The sequence below is a fragment of the Streptomyces lavendulae subsp. lavendulae genome (genome assembly GCF_002803845.1).
Lineage (GTDB): Bacteria > Actinomycetota > Actinomycetes > Streptomycetales > Streptomycetaceae > Streptomyces > Streptomyces lavendulae.
The window spans coordinates 5921868-5937313 of sequence record NZ_CP024985.1; the positions used below are offsets into that span (position 1 = coordinate 5921868).

General features: G+C 71.2%; 13 protein-coding genes. 8 read left to right on the top strand and 5 right to left on the bottom strand.

Features of this window, described 5'->3' with window-relative positions; translation table 11 throughout:
* The first annotated feature begins 43 nt into the window (after window positions 1–43).
* From SLAV_RS26355 to SLAV_RS26365, 3 genes are all read left to right on the top strand, one after another.
* Window positions 44–865 carry an adenosylcobinamide-GDP ribazoletransferase gene (locus SLAV_RS26355; protein WP_030233158.1) on the top strand — a complete coding sequence of 274 codons (822 nt, stop codon included), beginning with the start codon at window positions 44–46 and terminating at the stop codon, window positions 863–865.
* Window positions 866–896: 31 nt separating this feature from the next.
* Complete coding sequence (locus tag SLAV_RS26360; RefSeq protein ID WP_030233161.1) at window positions 897–1616, top strand: response regulator; 720 nt, start codon at window positions 897–899, stop codon at window positions 1614–1616.
* 192 nt (window positions 1617–1808) lie between these two features.
* Complete coding sequence (locus SLAV_RS26365; protein ID WP_030233164.1) at window positions 1809–4931, top strand: efflux RND transporter permease subunit; 3123 nt, start codon at window positions 1809–1811, stop codon at window positions 4929–4931.
* A 51-nt stretch (window positions 4932–4982) separates the two neighbouring features.
* Here SLAV_RS26365 and SLAV_RS26370 read toward each other — a convergent pair whose 3' ends face one another.
* Window positions 4983–5630 carry a hypothetical protein gene (locus SLAV_RS26370; protein ID WP_158740726.1) on the bottom strand — a complete coding sequence of 216 codons (648 nt, stop codon included), beginning with the start codon at window positions 5628–5630 and terminating at the stop codon, window positions 4983–4985.
* 114 nt (window positions 5631–5744) lie between these two features.
* Window positions 5745–6932: a quinolinate synthase NadA gene (nadA, locus tag SLAV_RS26375; RefSeq protein ID WP_030233169.1), complete on the bottom strand. Its 1188-nt coding sequence runs from the start codon at window positions 6930–6932 to the stop codon at window positions 5745–5747.
* A 335-nt stretch (window positions 6933–7267) separates the two neighbouring features.
* Here nadA and erpA point away from each other — a divergent pair, with 335 nt between their 5' ends.
* Complete coding sequence (gene erpA, locus SLAV_RS26380) at window positions 7268–7624, top strand: iron-sulfur cluster insertion protein ErpA (protein ID WP_030010511.1); 357 nt, start codon at window positions 7268–7270, stop codon at window positions 7622–7624.
* A 92-nt stretch (window positions 7625–7716) separates the two neighbouring features.
* Here erpA and SLAV_RS26385 read toward each other — a convergent pair whose 3' ends face one another.
* Together SLAV_RS26385 and SLAV_RS26390 are read right to left on the bottom strand one after the other, a co-directional pair.
* Window positions 7717–9186, bottom strand: coding sequence for a hypothetical protein (locus SLAV_RS26385; RefSeq protein ID WP_030233171.1), 1470 nt, complete (start codon window positions 9184–9186; stop codon window positions 7717–7719).
* A gap of 82 nt (window positions 9187–9268) precedes the next feature.
* Complete coding sequence (locus SLAV_RS26390) at window positions 9269–9484, bottom strand: hypothetical protein (protein ID WP_030233173.1); 216 nt, start codon at window positions 9482–9484, stop codon at window positions 9269–9271.
* 131 nt (window positions 9485–9615) lie between these two features.
* On the opposite strand from SLAV_RS26390, the gene SLAV_RS26395 reads away from it, so the two are divergent.
* A complete protein-coding gene (locus tag SLAV_RS26395; RefSeq protein WP_030233175.1) occupies window positions 9616–10593 on the top strand; it encodes a carbohydrate kinase family protein in 978 nt (325 codons plus the stop codon).
* Window positions 10594–10658: 65 nt separating this feature from the next.
* Here SLAV_RS26395 and SLAV_RS26400 read toward each other — a convergent pair whose 3' ends face one another.
* Entirely contained in the window at window positions 10659–12038 is a 1380-nt protein-coding gene (locus tag SLAV_RS26400) for a cysteine desulfurase/sulfurtransferase TusA family protein (protein ID WP_030233177.1), read from the bottom strand.
* A gap of 283 nt (window positions 12039–12321) precedes the next feature.
* Between SLAV_RS26400 and ctaC the strand changes: the two genes are divergently transcribed.
* The 3 genes from ctaC to SLAV_RS26415 are packed head-to-tail and all read left to right on the top strand — an operon-like array spanning window position 12322 to window position 15415.
* Window positions 12322–13293: an aa3-type cytochrome oxidase subunit II gene (gene ctaC, locus SLAV_RS26405; RefSeq protein WP_030233179.1), complete on the top strand. Its 972-nt coding sequence runs from the start codon at window positions 12322–12324 to the stop codon at window positions 13291–13293.
* Window positions 13290–15020 (top strand): aa3-type cytochrome oxidase subunit I, encoded by a 1731-nt coding sequence (gene ctaD, locus SLAV_RS26410; RefSeq protein WP_030233181.1) that lies wholly within the window; start codon window positions 13290–13292, stop codon window positions 15018–15020. The genes ctaC and ctaD overlap by 4 nt, the downstream gene beginning before the upstream one ends.
* Window positions 15017–15415 carry a cytochrome c oxidase subunit 4 gene (locus tag SLAV_RS26415; RefSeq protein ID WP_030233183.1) on the top strand — a complete coding sequence of 133 codons (399 nt, stop codon included), beginning with the start codon at window positions 15017–15019 and terminating at the stop codon, window positions 15413–15415. Before ctaD ends, SLAV_RS26415 begins: the two co-directional genes overlap by 4 nt.
* The last annotated feature ends 31 nt before the right edge of the window (window positions 15416–15446 follow it).

Genomic DNA, 15446 nt, shown 5'->3' on the forward strand with positions numbered 1-15446 from the left:
TGAGCAATTTACCGCCGCCTCCGAAGGGGTAGCGTTCGCGCCGATGACAGATTCGTTCGATGATCCACCACCGGCGCCGCCCTCCGAGCGCGCCTCCTTCCCGGACGGGCTCCGCTTCGCGTTCGGGACGCTGACCGTGCTGCCCGCGCGGATCACCCGCTGGGACCGGCCCGCCGCCCGCAGCGGCATGGCCTGCGCGCCGCTGGTCGGCCTCGTCGTCGGCCTGCTCGCCGCCGTGCCCGGGAGCCTGCTGCTGCTCCTCGGGGGCGGGCCGCTGCTCGCCGCGGCCGTCACCGTCGCCGTACCGGCCGCCCTGACCCGAGGGCTCCACCTCGACGGCCTCGCCGACACGGCCGACGGCCTGGGCAGTGCCAAGCCCGCCGAGGACGCCCTGCGGATCATGAAGCAGTCCGACATCGGCCCCTTCGGCGTCATCTCCCTGCTCATCGTGTTCCTGGTGCAGGTCGCCGCGCTGGCGAACGTCTACGCCGACGGCTGGGCCCGGGGCGCCCTCGCCGCCGTGCTCGCCGCCGTCACCGCCCGGCTCGCCATGACCCTGGCCTCCCGCGAGGGCGTCCCCGCGGCCCGGCCCGAGGGCCTGGGCGCGGCCGTCGCCGGCGTCGTCCCGCACGGCGCCGCCACCGCGGCCGCCGCCGCCGTCACGGCCGCCGCCGCGCTGGCCGCGCTCCCGCAGGGGCTGCCCGCCGCCCTCCAGCACGCCGCGGCCGTCGGAGCGGGGCTGCTCGCCGCCGACCTCCTCCTGCGCCGCTGCGTCCGCCGCTTCGGCGGGGTCACCGGGGACGTCTTCGGCGCCCTGTGCGAAGTGGCGGCGACCACCGCCCTGGTGACCCTCTCCCTCGGCTGAGCCCGCGCGCCCGCCCGCGTACCCTCGGGGCATGGCCGAGACGGGGACCCAGACGCAGACCGCCGCGCCCATCAGGGTGCTGCTCGCCGACGACCAGGCGCTGCTGCGCAGCGCGTTCAAGGTGCTGGTCGACTCCGAGGCGGACATGGAGGTGGTCGGCGAGGCCGCCGACGGGGCGCAGGCCTACGCCCTCGCGCGCGAACGGCGGGCCGACGTCGTCCTCATGGACATCCGGATGCCCGGCACCGACGGTCTCGCCGCCACCCGGATGATCAGCGCGGACCCCGGACTCTCCGCGGTCCGCGTCGTCATGCTGACGACCTTCGAGGTGGACGAGTACGTGGTCCAGGCGCTGCGCGCCGGGGCCTCGGGCTTCCTCGGCAAGGGTGCCGAGCCCGACGAGCTGCTCAACGCCATCCGCGTCGCGGCGGCCGGCGAGGCGCTGCTCTCCCCGGCCGCGACCAAGGGCCTGATCGCCAGCTTCCTCGCGCAGGGCGGCCACTCCGAGGCCCCCGCCGCCGGCTCCGCCCACGCCGAACGGCTCGCCGCGCTGACCGTCCGCGAGCGCGAGGTCCTCGTGCTCGTCGCCGCGGGCCTGTCCAACGACGGCATCGCCGGACGGCTGGAGGTCAGCCCGCTCACGGTCAAGACCCACGTCAACCGGGCCATGGCGAAGCTCGGCGCCCGCGACCGGGCGCAATTGGTGGTCATCGCGTACGAATCGGGCCTGGTCCGGCCGCGCGCCGACTGACCGGACGCGGCCCGCGACAGGGCCCGCGGCAGCGGTCCGCGGCGGCGGTCCGCAGGAGGACGGAGCACCCCGGAGTACTGCGGACGCGGTATGCCGCGCATAAGGACGGCACCTGGGGGCGACGCACCGGCGCCGCGCCGTGGGTCAGGCTGGGACGCCCCCACCCGCGTCCGGCAGAGAGATCCCACACCCATGTCCTGGCTGTCCCGCTTCAGCCTTGCCCAGAGAGCGCTGATCGGCCTCGTGTCGATCGTCGCGCTGCTCTTCGGCGTCATAGCCATCCCGCAGCTCAAGCAGCAGTTGCTGCCCTCCATCGAACTGCCGATGGTCTCCGTGCTCGCGCCGTACCAGGGCGCCTCGCCCGACGTGGTGGAGAAGCAGGTCATCGAGCCGATCGAGGCCACCCTCAAGGGCGTCGACGGCATCACCGGCATCACCTCCACCGCCAGCGAGGGCAACGCCCTCATCCGGGCCACCTTCGACTACGGCGACAGCGGCACCAAGCAGCTCGTCGCCGACGTCCAGCAGGCCGTCAACCGGGCCCGCGTCCGGCTGCCCTCCGAGGTGGACCCGCAGGTGGTCGCCGGCTCCACCGACGACATCCCCACCGTCGTCCTCGCCGTCACCTCGGACAAGGACCAGCAGGCCCTCGCCGACCAGCTGAACAAGTCCGTCGTCCCCGCCCTGGAGGACATCGACGGCGTCGGCCAGGTCAGCGTGGACGGCGTCCGCGACCTCCAGGTGACGGTCACCCCCGACGAGGCGAAGCTCGCCGCGGCCGGTCTGGACGGGACGAAGCTCGCCGAGGGGCTCAAGGCCGGCGGCGCGACCGTCCCGGCCGGCTCCTTCGACGAGGGCGGCAAGAACCGCACCGTCCGCGTCGGCTCCGGGTACACCTCCCTCGCCCAGCTGGAGGACCTCCGGCTGACCCCCGGCCCCGGCAAGCCGGCCGTCCGCCTCGGTGACGTGGCCGCGGTCAGGCAGGAGCCCGCCGCGGGCGACTCGATCACCCGCACCAACGGCAAGCCCAGCCTCGCCCTCGTCCTCACGATGGACAAGGACGGCAGCGCCGTCGCCATCTCGGACGCCGTCAAGGACAAGCTCCCGGAGCTGCGCTCCACCCTCGGCTCCGGCGCCGCGCTGACCGTCGTCAGCGACCAGGGCCCGGCGGTGGCCCGGTCCATCTCCGGCCTGACCACCGAGGGCCTGCTCGGCCTGGCCTTCGCGGTCATCGTGATCCTGGTCTTCCTGGCCTCGATCCGCTCGACCCTGGTCACCGCGGTCTCCATCCCGCTGTCCGTGGTCCTCGCCCTGATCGTGCTGTGGACCCGCGACCTGTCGCTCAACATGCTGACGCTGGGCGCGCTCACCATCGCCATCGGCCGCGTCGTCGACGACTCGATCGTGGTCCTGGAGAACATCAAGCGCCACCTCGGCTACGGCGAGGAGCGCGAGACCGCGATCATCACCGCGGTGCGCGAGGTGGCGGGCGCGGTGACCTCGTCCACGCTGACCACCGTCGCCGTCTTCCTGCCGATCGGCCTGGTCGGCGGCATGATCGGTGAGCTGTTCGGCTCCTTCTCGCTCACCGTGACCGCCGCCCTGCTGGCCTCGCTGCTGGTGTCGCTGACGGTCGTCCCGGTGCTGTCCCACTGGTTCCTGCGCGCCCCCAAGGGCGTCTCGGCGGCGGACGCCGAGAGCGCCGCGAAGGCCCGCCGCGAGGCCGAGGAGAAGGAGGCGCGCAGCCGCCTCCAGCGCTTCTACGTCAGGGTCCTGGGCTTCGCCACCCGGCGTCGCCTGACCAGTGTGGCCATCGCGGTCGTCGTCCTGGTCGCCACCTTCGGCATGACCCCGCTGCTGAAGACCAACTTCTTCGACCAGGGCGAGCAGGACGTCCTGACGGTCAAGCAGGAACTCGCCCCCGGCACCTCGCTGGCCGCCTCCGACGAGGCCGCCCGCAAGGTGGAGAAGGCCCTCGGCTCCGTGGACGGCGTCAAGGACTACCAGGTCACCGTCGGCTCCTCCGGCTTCCTCGCGGCCTTCGGCGGCGGTACGGGCACCAACCAGGCCTCCTACCAGGTCACCCTGGAGGACTCCGGCGACTCCGAGGCCGTCAAGGGCCGCATCCAGGACGCGCTGGCGAAGCTGGACGGCATCGGCGACACCTCCATCTCGGCGGGCGGCGGCTTCGGCAGCCAGAACCTGAGCGTGGTCGTCAAGGCCGGTGACGCGGGCGTCCTGGCCAAGGCCGCCGAGCAGGTCCGCGCCGAGGTGGCCACCCTCAAGGACGTCACCGACGTCCAGAGCGACCTCGCCCAGTCGGTGCCCCGGATCTCGGTCACCGCCACCCCCAAGACCGCCGAGGCGGGCCTGAACCAGACCGCGCTGGGCGCGCTCGTCGCCCAGTCCGTCCGGGGCAACCCGGTGGCCAAGGCCGTACTGGACGACACCGAGCGGGACATCGTCGTCCGCTCCGCCCACCCGGCCACCACCCTGGCCGAACTGCGGGCCCTGCCGGTCGGCCCGGCCAGGCTCGGTGACATCGCCGAGGTCAAGGAGGTCCCCGGCCCGGTCGCGATGACCCGGATCGACGGCGCCCGCGCCGCCACCATCACCGCGAAGCCGGTCGGCGACAACACCGGCGCGGTCAGCGCCGCGCTCCAGAGCAAGATCAAGGCCCTGGACCTGCCCGCCGGCGCCACCGCCGCCATCGGCGGGGTCTCCCAGGACCAGGACAAGGCCTTCGGTTCGCTGGGCCTGGCCATGTTCGCCGCCATCGCGATCGTGTTCATGCTGCTGGTGGCGACCTTCCGCTCGCTGGTCCAGCCGCTGATCCTGCTGGTCTCCATCCCCTTCGCCGCCACGGGCGCGCTGGGCCTGCTGATCGCCACCGGCACCCCGATGGGCGTCCCGGCGATGATCGGCATGCTGATGCTGATCGGCATCGTGGTGACCAACGCGATCGTCCTGATCGACCTGGTCAACCAGTACCGGGCCCAGGGCATGGGCGTCGTCGAGGCGGTCGTCGAGGGCGGGCGCCACCGCCTGCGGCCGATCCTGATGACGGCCCTGGCGACGATCTTCGCCCTGCTCCCGATGGCGCTGGGCGTCACCGGCGAGGGCGGCTTCATCTCGCAGCCGCTCGCGGTCGTGGTGATCGGCGGCCTGGTCAGCTCGACGCTGCTGACCCTGCTGCTGGTGCCGACCCTCTACACGATGGTCGAACTCCGCAAGGAACGCCGCCGCGCGAAGAAGCGGGCCCGCCTGACGGTCGTCCGGCCCCAGGCGGCGGACGAGACCCCGGTCAAGGTCTGACCCCACCCACCACAAGGGCCCCGGCCCCCGCACCAGGCGGGGGCCGGGGCCCTACCCGTACCGGCTGTAGCAGCCGCCCTGCTTCTTGCCTGGGACGTCGGTGCGGAACTCGTACCAGCCCGGGTCCGCCGAGAGGTCGGTGACGTCCGTCGCGCTCAGGACGAGACAGAACGGACGCTCGATCGGCGTGGCCGCGCTCTGGCGCATGAAGGTCAGGGCGCCCTGGTAGGGGCCCGGGGCGAGTTTCCAGTCGTTCGTCCTGAACTGGATGTAGGGCTGGCGGGGCAGCGCCTGGGTGATGGTGAACGGACCGGGATCCGATTCGAATTCCCACGTGACGTCGAACCGGATGTCCTTGGTCGGGTTGCCGTGATCGACGAACCATTTGACGTTCCGCAGCCAGTAGAAGTTCGGCTCGGGGACCGCCCCGGTGCCATGCCGCAGGCGCAGTCGAACGTCCGTGAACAACTCCGCCTCCGGGGTGTTGAAGCGGGTGAACACCGTCGGCTGGACGAAGACCGAGACCCCTCCCCCATCCCGGGTCATCTTCAGCATCACGGGCAGGGTGGCGTCGGGACGGGGGTCGTCCTCAAGCTGGTGCGCGAAGTTGTAGCACGAGAAGCCCAGGGCGACCAGCGCCGCGACCGTAGTGACCCAGGAGTGCACCCCGCGGAGCTCCTTCTTCACGAGATCGACCATGGTTTCCAGGGTGATCCGGACCACGGGCTCCCGCCCGTCCGCCTGCGCCGCATGGCGCAGCGCACGCGAAGGGGCGCCCGGCCGTGGCCGGGCGCCCCTTCGCGTGGGTCACCGCTACGGCAGTGCCAGCATCCGTTCCAGGGCGAGCTTCGCGAAGCTCTCCGTCTCCTTGTCGACCTGGATCTGGTTGACGAGGTTCCCCTCGGCCAGGGACTCCAGGGTCCACACCAGGTGCGGGAGGTCGATGCGGTTCATCGTCGAGCAGAAGCAGACCGTCTTGTCGAGGAAGACGACCTCCTTGTCCTCCGCCGCGAAACGATTCGCCAGACGGCGGACCAGGTTCAGCTCGGTGCCGATGGCCCACTTGGAGCCGGCCGGGGCCGCCTCCAGCGCCTTGATGATGTACTCCGTCGAGCCGACGTAGTCCGCGGCCGCCACGACCTCGTGCTTGCACTCGGGGTGGACCAGGACGTTCACGCCGGGGATGCGGGCGCGCACGTCGTTGACGGAGTCGACCGAGAACCGGCCGTGCACCGAGCAGTGCCCGCGCCACAGGATCATCTTCGCGTTCCGCAGCTGCTCGGCCGTCAGGCCGCCGTTCGGCTTGTGCGGGTTGTAGAGCACGCAGTCGTCCAGGGACATGCCCATGTCGCGGACGGCGGTGTTGCGGCCCAGGTGCTGGTCGGGGAGGAACAGCACCTTCTCGCCCTGCTCGAAGGCCCACTCCAGGGCCTTCTTCGCGTTGGACGAGGTGCAGATCGTGCCGCCGTGCTTGCCGGTGAAGGCCTTGATGTCGGCGGAGGAGTTCATGTACGAGACGGGGACGGTCGTACCGGCGATCCCGGCCTCGGTCAGCACGTCCCAGCACTCGGCGACCTGCTCGGCGGTGGCCATGTCGGCCATCGAGCAGCCGGCCGCGAGGTCGGGCAGCACGACCTTCTGGTCGTCCGAGGTCAGGATGTCCGCGGACTCGGCCATGAAGTGCACGCCGCAGAAGACGATGTACTCGGCCTCCGGCTTCGCCGCGGCGTCCTTGGCCAGCTTGAAGGAGTCGCCGGTGACGTCGGCGAACTCGATGACCTCGTCGCGCTGGTAGTGGTGGCCGAGGATGAAGACCTTGTCCCCGAGCTTCTCCTTGGCCGCGCGGGCGCGGGCCACCAGGTCCGGGTCGGACGGAGAGGGCAGGTCGCCGGGGCATTCCACCCCGCGCTCGCTCTTGGGGTCGGCCTCACGGCCGAGCAGCAGCAGGGCAAGGGGCGTCGGCTGGACGTCCAAAGGCTGGGCGGTGGTCACGACACGCACCCTTTCTGTTCTGCGACAAGGGAATTCTGGGACTGCGGGAGAGCCATCTTTGCGACTTCTCGTCTATTTGACGCTATCTATCATAACCGCTTCACGTCACTTTGACGATGCCGATAGTGTCGATGTGACGCATTCGCCCGGCCGGGTGCGGTCCGCTCCACCGGTCCTCTTCGCGGGGTCCACCGCTCCGCCCGGGTGTGCGAGCATGAATATCTGAAACAAGGCGTCGGCCCCGGAATGAATCCGCGGTCCCGCTGGTTGCCACCCACGGCAAGAGTCCGACGTTTCCCCAGCCGCCCCCGGCGGGGAGCCGCCCACTTCGGGAGTGAATGCAGATGTCCGTACAGGACGACAAGACCACCGTGAGCGACGGCATCCTCCTGTCCGACGCCGCCGCCGAGAAGGTCAGGACCCTGCTGGAGCAGGAAGGCCGCGATGACCTGGCGCTCCGCGTCGCCGTCCAGCCCGGTGGCTGCTCCGGCCTGCGCTACCAGCTCTTCTTCGACGAGCGGTCCCTCGACGGCGACGTCGTCAAGGACTTCGACGGCGTCAAGGTCGTCACCGACCGGATGAGCTCCCCGTACCTGCACGGTGCCTCGATCGACTTCGTCGACACCATCGAGAAGCAGGGCTTCACGATCGACAACCCGAACGCCACCGGCTCCTGCGCCTGCGGCGACTCGTTCAGCTAAACCCGGCTGACCCCGTACGACGAGTACGACGAGGGCCCGGGCACCGGTCACAGCGACCGGCGCCCGGGCCCTCGGGCGTTCCCGCTACCGTCTCACTGGCGGGGGAGCGTCTTGCCCGTCGTCGCGTCGACCACCTTCCGGTCGCCGAGCGGCTCGCGGAGCGTGGTCGAGGCGGTCATCTCCTGCGCCAGCATGATGCAGGCCTGTCCAGGCTGCTTCGGCGTGTCCGTGACCTTCACCAGCACCGACCCGGCCTCCTCCCGCGCCTCCAGGGCGTACGTGCTGCACACGCTGCCCCAGAAGTTCACCGTCAGCTTCCGGTCGTCCTGCGCGTACGAGAACGCGGGCGCGGTCCTGTCCTTCGGGGGCACCGGGGCGCCCGCGCCGTCCTTGCCCGCCGGGGAGGCCACCGTCCGGCCCGGGGCGCCGTCCTTTCCGGCCACCTCGAACAGCCATGCGGGCACCAGGCCCCGACCGCCGTCGACCGTCCCCGGGGCCAGCCCGAGCACGGCTCCCCGTACGGTCTCGGTCCGCGGGGGCTTCATCGGACGCGGCTCCGGGTTGCAGGGCAGGGTGTCCGTCGCGCCCGTCGGGGTGTCCGGGGTCAGCGGTACGGAGGTCGCGCAGCCGCTCGGTCCCGGGCCCGTCCCGTCACCGCCCTTGCCGGCCGCGTTGAGCCGGGCCAGCGCCTCGTCGGCGCCGACCACCGGCTGCTCGCCCGTGCGGACCGGGGCCTTGAGCTCCCCGCTGCCCGCCACCACCTGGGCGTCGGAGCCCACGCTCACGCGCGTGGACCAGCCCGTGGTGGGCAGCCCGCCCACCACCGGGTCGGCGCCGACCACCCGTACGGAACCCTGCACCAGGCGGGCGTCCTGCCGGGCGTCGCCCTGACCGGCGGCCGCCAGCACCGGGGCCGCGGCCGCCTTGGCCGCCTCCTCCGACACCGGCCCGCCGCCCGCGCCGGACCCGGCGGCCGCGGCCCCCTCGGCGGGACCCTGGGGCAGGGTGGCCGGGCCGCAGGTGTCCTTGCCGCGCACACAGTCGTCCCCGGCGCCGCCGCCGTTCGGGGCCCCGCCCTGGAACCGGGAGAAGCTCCACGTCCCGGGGGCCTTGAGGGACACCGTGAGCCGGGGTCCCGAACCGTCGGCGGCCTCCCCGGCCTGCCACTGCTCGCCGCTCAGGCGCGGGGCGCCGGAGATCCCGAGGGCCCGGGCGAGCCGGGCCACCTCGTCGGAGGAGACCTCGCCGGACGCCGCGAAGGACGGCGCCCCGCCCGCCGGGGCCTGCGGCAGCGGCCCCTCGGCGCGGTAGGTGACCCCGGCGCCGGACGGATCCGGCTCCCCGGGCGCGATGCCCGGCCCCGACGGGGACCCCGCGGGGCGGGGCGCGACGGCCGCGCTGTCACTCGTACGGGTTCGACTGCCCGAGGCGTCTCCGTAGGCCGTGGACGCCCAGTACGCCGTGCCACCGCCGGCCAGCAGGACGGCGGCCGCGATCGAGCCGATGGCCCAGGCCGGCCGCCGTCGTGTGGCGCGTGATGTTTCGGGTTGTTCGCTGGTCACCGCATCGCTCCTTCGCGTGTCCCGCCGTACGTGATGCGGGTGTGACGCGGCGGCCGCGAAACCGGTTCCCTCCCGGTGTCGCTCAGTCCCCGTAGGCGGCGGTGGAGGCGATCAGCCGGGCCGATGCGGGCGGGACGCTGATGCCGTGGATCTGCGAGGGCGTGACGCGGGCCGGGCGCGGCTCGTGCGGGACCGGCCAGTGCGGTGCCATCCGGGCACAGTCGCCCAGCAGCCGGGCGAAGCCGGGGCGGGCGCCGGCGGTGGGCTCGGCGTGACGGAAGCCGTCGGTAGAGGTCATGGGGCACGGTAGGCACGACGGCAGGGGCGAAGGAAGTCCTACTACGGGGTAGTTTCGACGGGTCGGCCCACCGCCGTGGACCGGGTAGTTTTGACTGTCCCCTTGCCGTCCTCCGCAGGAGCATCCACGCCGTGCGCATCGCAGTCACCGGCTCCATCGCCACCGACCACCTCATGACCTTCCCGGGCCGCTTCGCCGACCAGCTCGTCGCCGACCAGCTCCACACGGTCTCCCTCTCCTTCCTCGTCGACAACCTCGACGTGCGGCGGGGCGGTGTCGGCCCGAACATCTGCTTCGGCATGGGGCAGCTGGGAAGCCGCCCGATCCTGGTCGGCGCGGCCGGCTCGGACTTCGACGAGTACCGCGCCTGGCTGGACCGCCACGGGGTCGACACCGAGTCGGTGCGGATCTCCGAGGTGCTGCACACCGCGCGCTTCGTGTGCACCACGGACGCCGACCACAACCAGATCGGCTCCTTCTACACGGGCGCGATGAGCGAGGCCCGCCAGATCGAGCTGAAGGCCGTCGCCGACCGGGTGGGCGGGCTGGACCTCGTCCTCATCGGCGCCGACGACCCCGAGGCGATGCTCCGCCACACGGAGGAGTGCCGGACGCGGGGGATCCCCTTCGCCGCCGACTTCTCGCAGCAGATCGCGCGGATGGACGGCGAGAACATCCGCACCCTGATGGAGGGCGCGACGTACCTCTTCTCGAACGAGTACGAGAAGGGGCTCATCGAGTCGAAGTCCGGCTGGACCGACGAGGAGATCCTCGCCAAGGTCGGCACCCGCGTCACCACGCTGGGCGCGCAGGGCGTGCGGATCGAGCGGACCGGGCAGGAGCCGGTCGTCGTCGGCTGCCCGGAGGAGACCGCGAAGGTGGACCCCACGGGTGTCGGCGACGCGTTCCGCGCGGGCTTCCTGACCGGCCTCGGCTGGGGCGTCGGCCTGGAGCGCGCGGCGCAGCTGGGCTGCATGCTCGCGACGCTGGTCATCGAGACCCTGGGCACCCAGGAGTACACGCTGGCGCGTGCGCACTTCATGGAGCGCTTCACCAAGGCCTACGGCGAGGCGGCGGCCGCCGAGGTCCGCGCCCACCTTCCCGCCTGACCCGGATCCCGCACGGGGCGGCGGCAGGGGGCCTCCCCGCCGCCGCCCCGCGGGGCCGGCGTGCGTCAGGCGGTGCGGCGGACCGTGTAGGCGGTCCCGCCGGGGCGGGGGGATTCGCCCAGGTAGTCGTGCCCCCGCATCGCGCACCACGCCGGGATGTCCAGCCGGGCCACCTCGTCGTCCGACAGGACGGTGACGGTGCCCCCCACCGGAACCCGCCCGATGGCCCGGGCGAGCTCGATCACCGGCTGCGGGCAGCGCAGCCCGAGGGCGTCGAGCTCCAGGCTCTCCGCCACCGGGGCGACGGTCACCGGTTCGCCGACGCCCAGCTTCTCGCGGACCCCGGCCACCGCCCCCGGCAACACCTCCAGGAAGCCGTTGACCTCGTCCGCCGAGGTCCCCCTCGGCAGGGATACCCGTACGTTTCCCTCCGACAGCACCCCCATCGCCCGCAGCACGTGACTGGGGGTCAGGGTGGAGCTGGTGCAGGAGGACCCGGAGGAGACCGAGTAGCCGGCGCGGTCCAGCTCGTGGAGCAGGGTCTCGCCGTCCACGTACAGGCAGGAGAAGGTCACCAGGTGCGGGAGCCGGCGCTCGGCGTCGCCCACCACCTCCACGTCCGGCACCAGCCGGGCCACCCGCCGCCGGATCCGGTCGACCAGCACCCGCAGCCGCGCCGACTCCGCTTCGGCCTCGGCCCGTACCGCCCGCAGGGAGGCGGCCGCCGCGACGATCGCGGGGAGGTTGGCGAAGCCGGGGGAGCGGCCCGACTCCCTTTCGTCGGCGGGGCCTTGCGGTGCGAAGCGGACCCCCTTGCGGACCGCGAGCAGTCCGATCCCGGGCGGCCCGCCCCACTTGTGGGCGCTCGCCGTCAGCAGGGACCAGGGGGCGTCAACCCGGCCCCACCCCAGGGACTGCGCCGCGTCCACGAGCAGCGGCACCCCGGCCGCCGCGCAGACCTCGGCGACCTCCGCCACCGGCTGGACGGTGCCCACCTCGTGGTTGGCCGACTGGAGGCAGGCCAGAGCGGTGCCGGAGCCGAGGGCGGCCGCGTACCCGTCGGGCGAGACGGCGCCCAGCCGGTCGACCGGAACCTCCGTCACGGTGCCCCCGGCCGCCGCGTGCGCGTCCGCCGCGTGCAGGACGGAACTGTGCTCGACCGCCGAGACGACCAGCTGCCCGCCGACGCGCCGGCGGCCCGCGAGGGCACCCGCGACCCCCGTGTGAACCGCGTGCGTCCCCGAAGGAGTGAAGACGAGCTCGTCGGCCCGGCATCCCACCGCCTCGGCCGCCGCCTCGCGCGCCGCGTCCAGCAGCAGCCGGGCGCGCCGCCCCTCCCGGTACAGTCGGGCCGGGTCCGCCCAGCCCTCGTCGAGGGCGGCCTGCAGCGCCTGACGGGCCACGGGGTGCAGCGGGGCGGCGGAGGCGGTGTCGAAGTAGGGCATCCGGCCACGCTAACCGGAGCCCGTGGACGGCCGGGGTCAGGGGCCGTCAGATGTCGTCCGGAGCCCGCCATTCAGGGCCGGATGGCCCGTCCCCCGTACGGCGGATCCATCCCTTCGGGGGCAGTAGCGGCGCGTTGGGCACCCTCCCCGCGCGACCCCAAATAGCGTCCAGTAGGGTTTGGTCCGCATAAACATCCAAACCCCTGCCTGCGTCAGGGCCGGCGACCGACCCGAACACGGCCGCGGCCGGCCGCGCGGGCCGAGACTCTCGGGAAGGCGCTACGTGAGTCCCTACGGCTCCGACCGCTCGCCGCGGCGCCCGATGCGGCGGAAGCTGCTGCAGGCGCTGACTGCGGGCGTGGTCCTGGCGACCGCCACTGGTTGCTCGTACAACTGGCAAGACTTCCCCCGCCTCGGAATGCCCTATCCGGTCACGGAGGAGGCGCCTCGCATCCTGTCCCTGTGGCAGGGGTCGTGGGCAGCTGCTCTCATCACGGGCATCCTGGTGTGGGGCCTGATCATCTGGAGCGTCATCTTCCACCGGCGCAGCCGGACGAAGATCGAGGTCCCTGCGCAGACCCGGTACAACATGCCCATCGAGGCGCTGTACACCGTGGTCCCGCTCATCATCGTCTCGGTGCTCTTCTACTTCACCGCGCGTGACGAGTCGAAGCTGCTCGCCCTCACCAAGCCGGCCCACACGATCAACGTGGTCGGCTTCCAGTGGAGCTGGGGCTTCAACTACGTCGAGAACGTCGACGGCGATGCGGCCACGCCGAAGGCGGGCGAGGTCCCCAAGGAGATCGCCACCATTCCGGACCGCTTCACCAAGGACTTCCCCGCGGGCGCCGAAGGCGTCTACGAGAAGGGCGTCCCCGGCGACCGGAACCCGGAAACCAACAACCCGGGACCGACCCTCTACCTCCCCAAGGGCGAGAAGGTCCGCTTCATCCTGTCGTCGAACGACGTCATCCACTCCTTCTGGGTGGTGCCCTTCCTGTTCAAGCAGGACGTCATCCCCGGCCACACCAACGTCTTCGAGGTGACTCCTTCGCAGGAGGGCATCTTCATGGGCAAGTGCGCCGAGCTCTGCGGTGTCGACCACTCCCGGATGCTCTTCAACGTGAAGGTCGTCTCGCCGGAGGAGTACCGGGCGCACCTGAAGCTGCTGGCGGAGAAGGGGCAGACCGGCTTCCTCCCGGCCGGCATCAAGCAGACTGACCCGGCCCGGAATGCGGAAGTGAACAAACTGTGAGCATCCTCAACGAATCCCAGGGTGCCGCCGCCGACTCGTATGAGAACGAGCTGCCGGTGCGGCGCAAGCAGCCGGGCAACGTGGTCGTGAAGTGGCTGACCACGACCGACCACAAGACCATCGGCACGATGTACCTGGTCACGTCGTTCGTGTTCTTCATCATCGGCGGGATCATGGCGCTCTTCATGCGCGCCGAGCTGGCCCGTCCGGGCACGCAGATCATGTCGAACGAACAGTTCAACCAGGCCTTCACCATGCATGGCACGATCATGCTGCTGATGTTCGCCACCCCGCTGTTCGCCGGCTTCGCGAACTGGATCATGCCGCTGCAGATCGGCGCGCCCGACGTGGCGTTCCCGCGGCTGAACATGTTCGCGTACTGGCTGTACCTCTTCGGCTCGTCCATCGCGGTGGCCGGCTTCGTCACCCCCTCGGGTGCTGCCGACTTCGGCTGGTTCGCCTACTCCCCGCTGTCGGACGCCGTCCGCTCGCCGGGCATCGGCGCCGACATGTGGATCATGGGTCTGGCCTTCTCGGGCTTCGGCACGATCCTCGGCTCGGTCAACTTCATCACCACGATCATCTGCATGCGCGCTCCCGGCATGACGATGTTCCGCATGCCGATCTTCACCTGGAACGTGCTGCTGACCGGTGTCCTGGTCCTGCTCGCCTTCCCGGTCCTGGCCGCCGCGCTGTTCGCGCTGGAGGCCGACCGCAAGTTCGGTGCGCACGTCTTCGACGCGGCCAACGGCGGCGCCTTGCTGTGGCAACACCTCTTCTGGTTCTTCGGACACCCAGAGGTGTACATCATCGCGCTACCGTTCTTCGGCATCATTTCCGAGGTCATCCCGGTCTTCTCCCGCAAGCCGATGTTCGGTTACATCGGTCTGATCGCGGCGACGATCTCGATCGCCGGCCTCTCGGTGACCGTGTGGGCGCACCACATGTACGTGACCGGCGGCGTGCTCCTGCCGTTCTTCTCGTTCATGACCTTCCTGATCGCGGTACCGACCGGTGTGAAGTTCTTCAACTGGATCGGCACCATGTGGAAGGGCTCGCTGTCCTTCGAGACCCCGATGCTCTGGGCCATCGGCTTCCTGATCACCTTCACCTTCGGTGGTCTGACCGGTGTCATCCTGGCCTCGCCCCCGATGGACTTCCACGTCTCCGACTCGTACTTCGTCGTCGCGCACTTCCACTACGTCATCTTCGGCACCGTGGTCTTCGCGATGTTCTCCGGCTTCCACTTCTGGTGGCCGAAGTTCACGGGCAAGATGCTGGACGAGCGCCTCGGCAAGATCACCTTCTGGACGCTGTTCGTCGGCTTCCACGGCACCTTCCTGGTCCAGCACTGGCTGGGTGTCGAGGGCATGCCGCGTCGCTACGCGGACTACCTCGCGGCCGACGGCTTCACCACGCTGAACACGATCTCCACGATCAGCTCGTTCCTGCTCGGCCTGTCGATGCTGCCCTTCATGTACAACGTCTGGAAGACGGCGAAGTACGGCAAGAAGATCGAGGTCGACGACCCGTGGGGCTACGGCCGTTCGCTGGAGTGGGCGACCTCCTGCCCGCCGCCGCGGCACAACTTCCTCACCCTGCCGCGGATCCGTTCCGAATCCCCGGCGTTCGACCTGCACCACCCGGAGATCGCGGCCCTCGACCACCTTGAGGACCACAGCGCCGGCACCAAGGCCGTCACCGGTGGCAAGGAGGCCGGCAAGTGAAGATCCAGGGCAAGATGTTCCTCTGGCTCGCCGCCTTCATCCTGATCATGACCGTCGTGTACGGCGTCTGGTCGAAGGAGCCGGTCGGAACCACCGCTCTCGCGCTGGCCTTCGGCCTGAGCGCCATGATCGGCTACTACCTGGCCTTCACGGCCAAGCGCGTGGACGAGATGGCCCAGGACAACCTGGAGGCCGAGGTCGCCGACGAGGCGGGCGAGCTGGGGTTCTTCTCCCCGCACAGCTGGCAGCCGCTCTCGCTGGCCGTCGGTGGCGCCTTCGCCTTCATGGGCGTCATCTTCGGCTGGTGGCTGATGTACTTCTCGGCGCCGCTGATCCTGATCGGTCTGTGGGGCTGGGTGTACGAGTACTACCGCGGTGAGAACGCGAACCAGTAGGTCGCGGCCGTACAGCAGGACCTGAGGGGCC

What these genes read in the sequence shown, in the direction of transcription:
- SLAV_RS26365 (WP_030233164.1), top strand. Translation starts at nt 1,809, where the DNA reads ATGTCCTGGCTGTCCCGCTTCAGCCTTGCCCAGAGAGCGCTGATCGGC.
- SLAV_RS26355 (WP_030233158.1), top strand. Translation starts at nt 44, where the DNA reads ATGACAGATTCGTTCGATGATCCACCACCGGCGCCGCCCTCCGAGCGC.
- SLAV_RS26400 (WP_030233177.1), bottom strand. Translation starts at nt 12,038, where the DNA reads ATGCCCTACTTCGACACCGCCTCCGCCGCCCCGCTGCACCCCGTGGCC.
- SLAV_RS26360 (WP_030233161.1), top strand. Translation starts at nt 897, where the DNA reads ATGGCCGAGACGGGGACCCAGACGCAGACCGCCGCGCCCATCAGGGTG.
- SLAV_RS26370 (WP_158740726.1), bottom strand. Translation starts at nt 5,630, where the DNA reads ATGGTCGATCTCGTGAAGAAGGAGCTCCGCGGGGTGCACTCCTGGGTC.
- erpA (WP_030010511.1), top strand. Translation starts at nt 7,268, where the DNA reads ATGTCCGTACAGGACGACAAGACCACCGTGAGCGACGGCATCCTCCTG.
- SLAV_RS26390 (WP_030233173.1), bottom strand. Translation starts at nt 9,484, where the DNA reads ATGACCTCTACCGACGGCTTCCGTCACGCCGAGCCCACCGCCGGCGCC.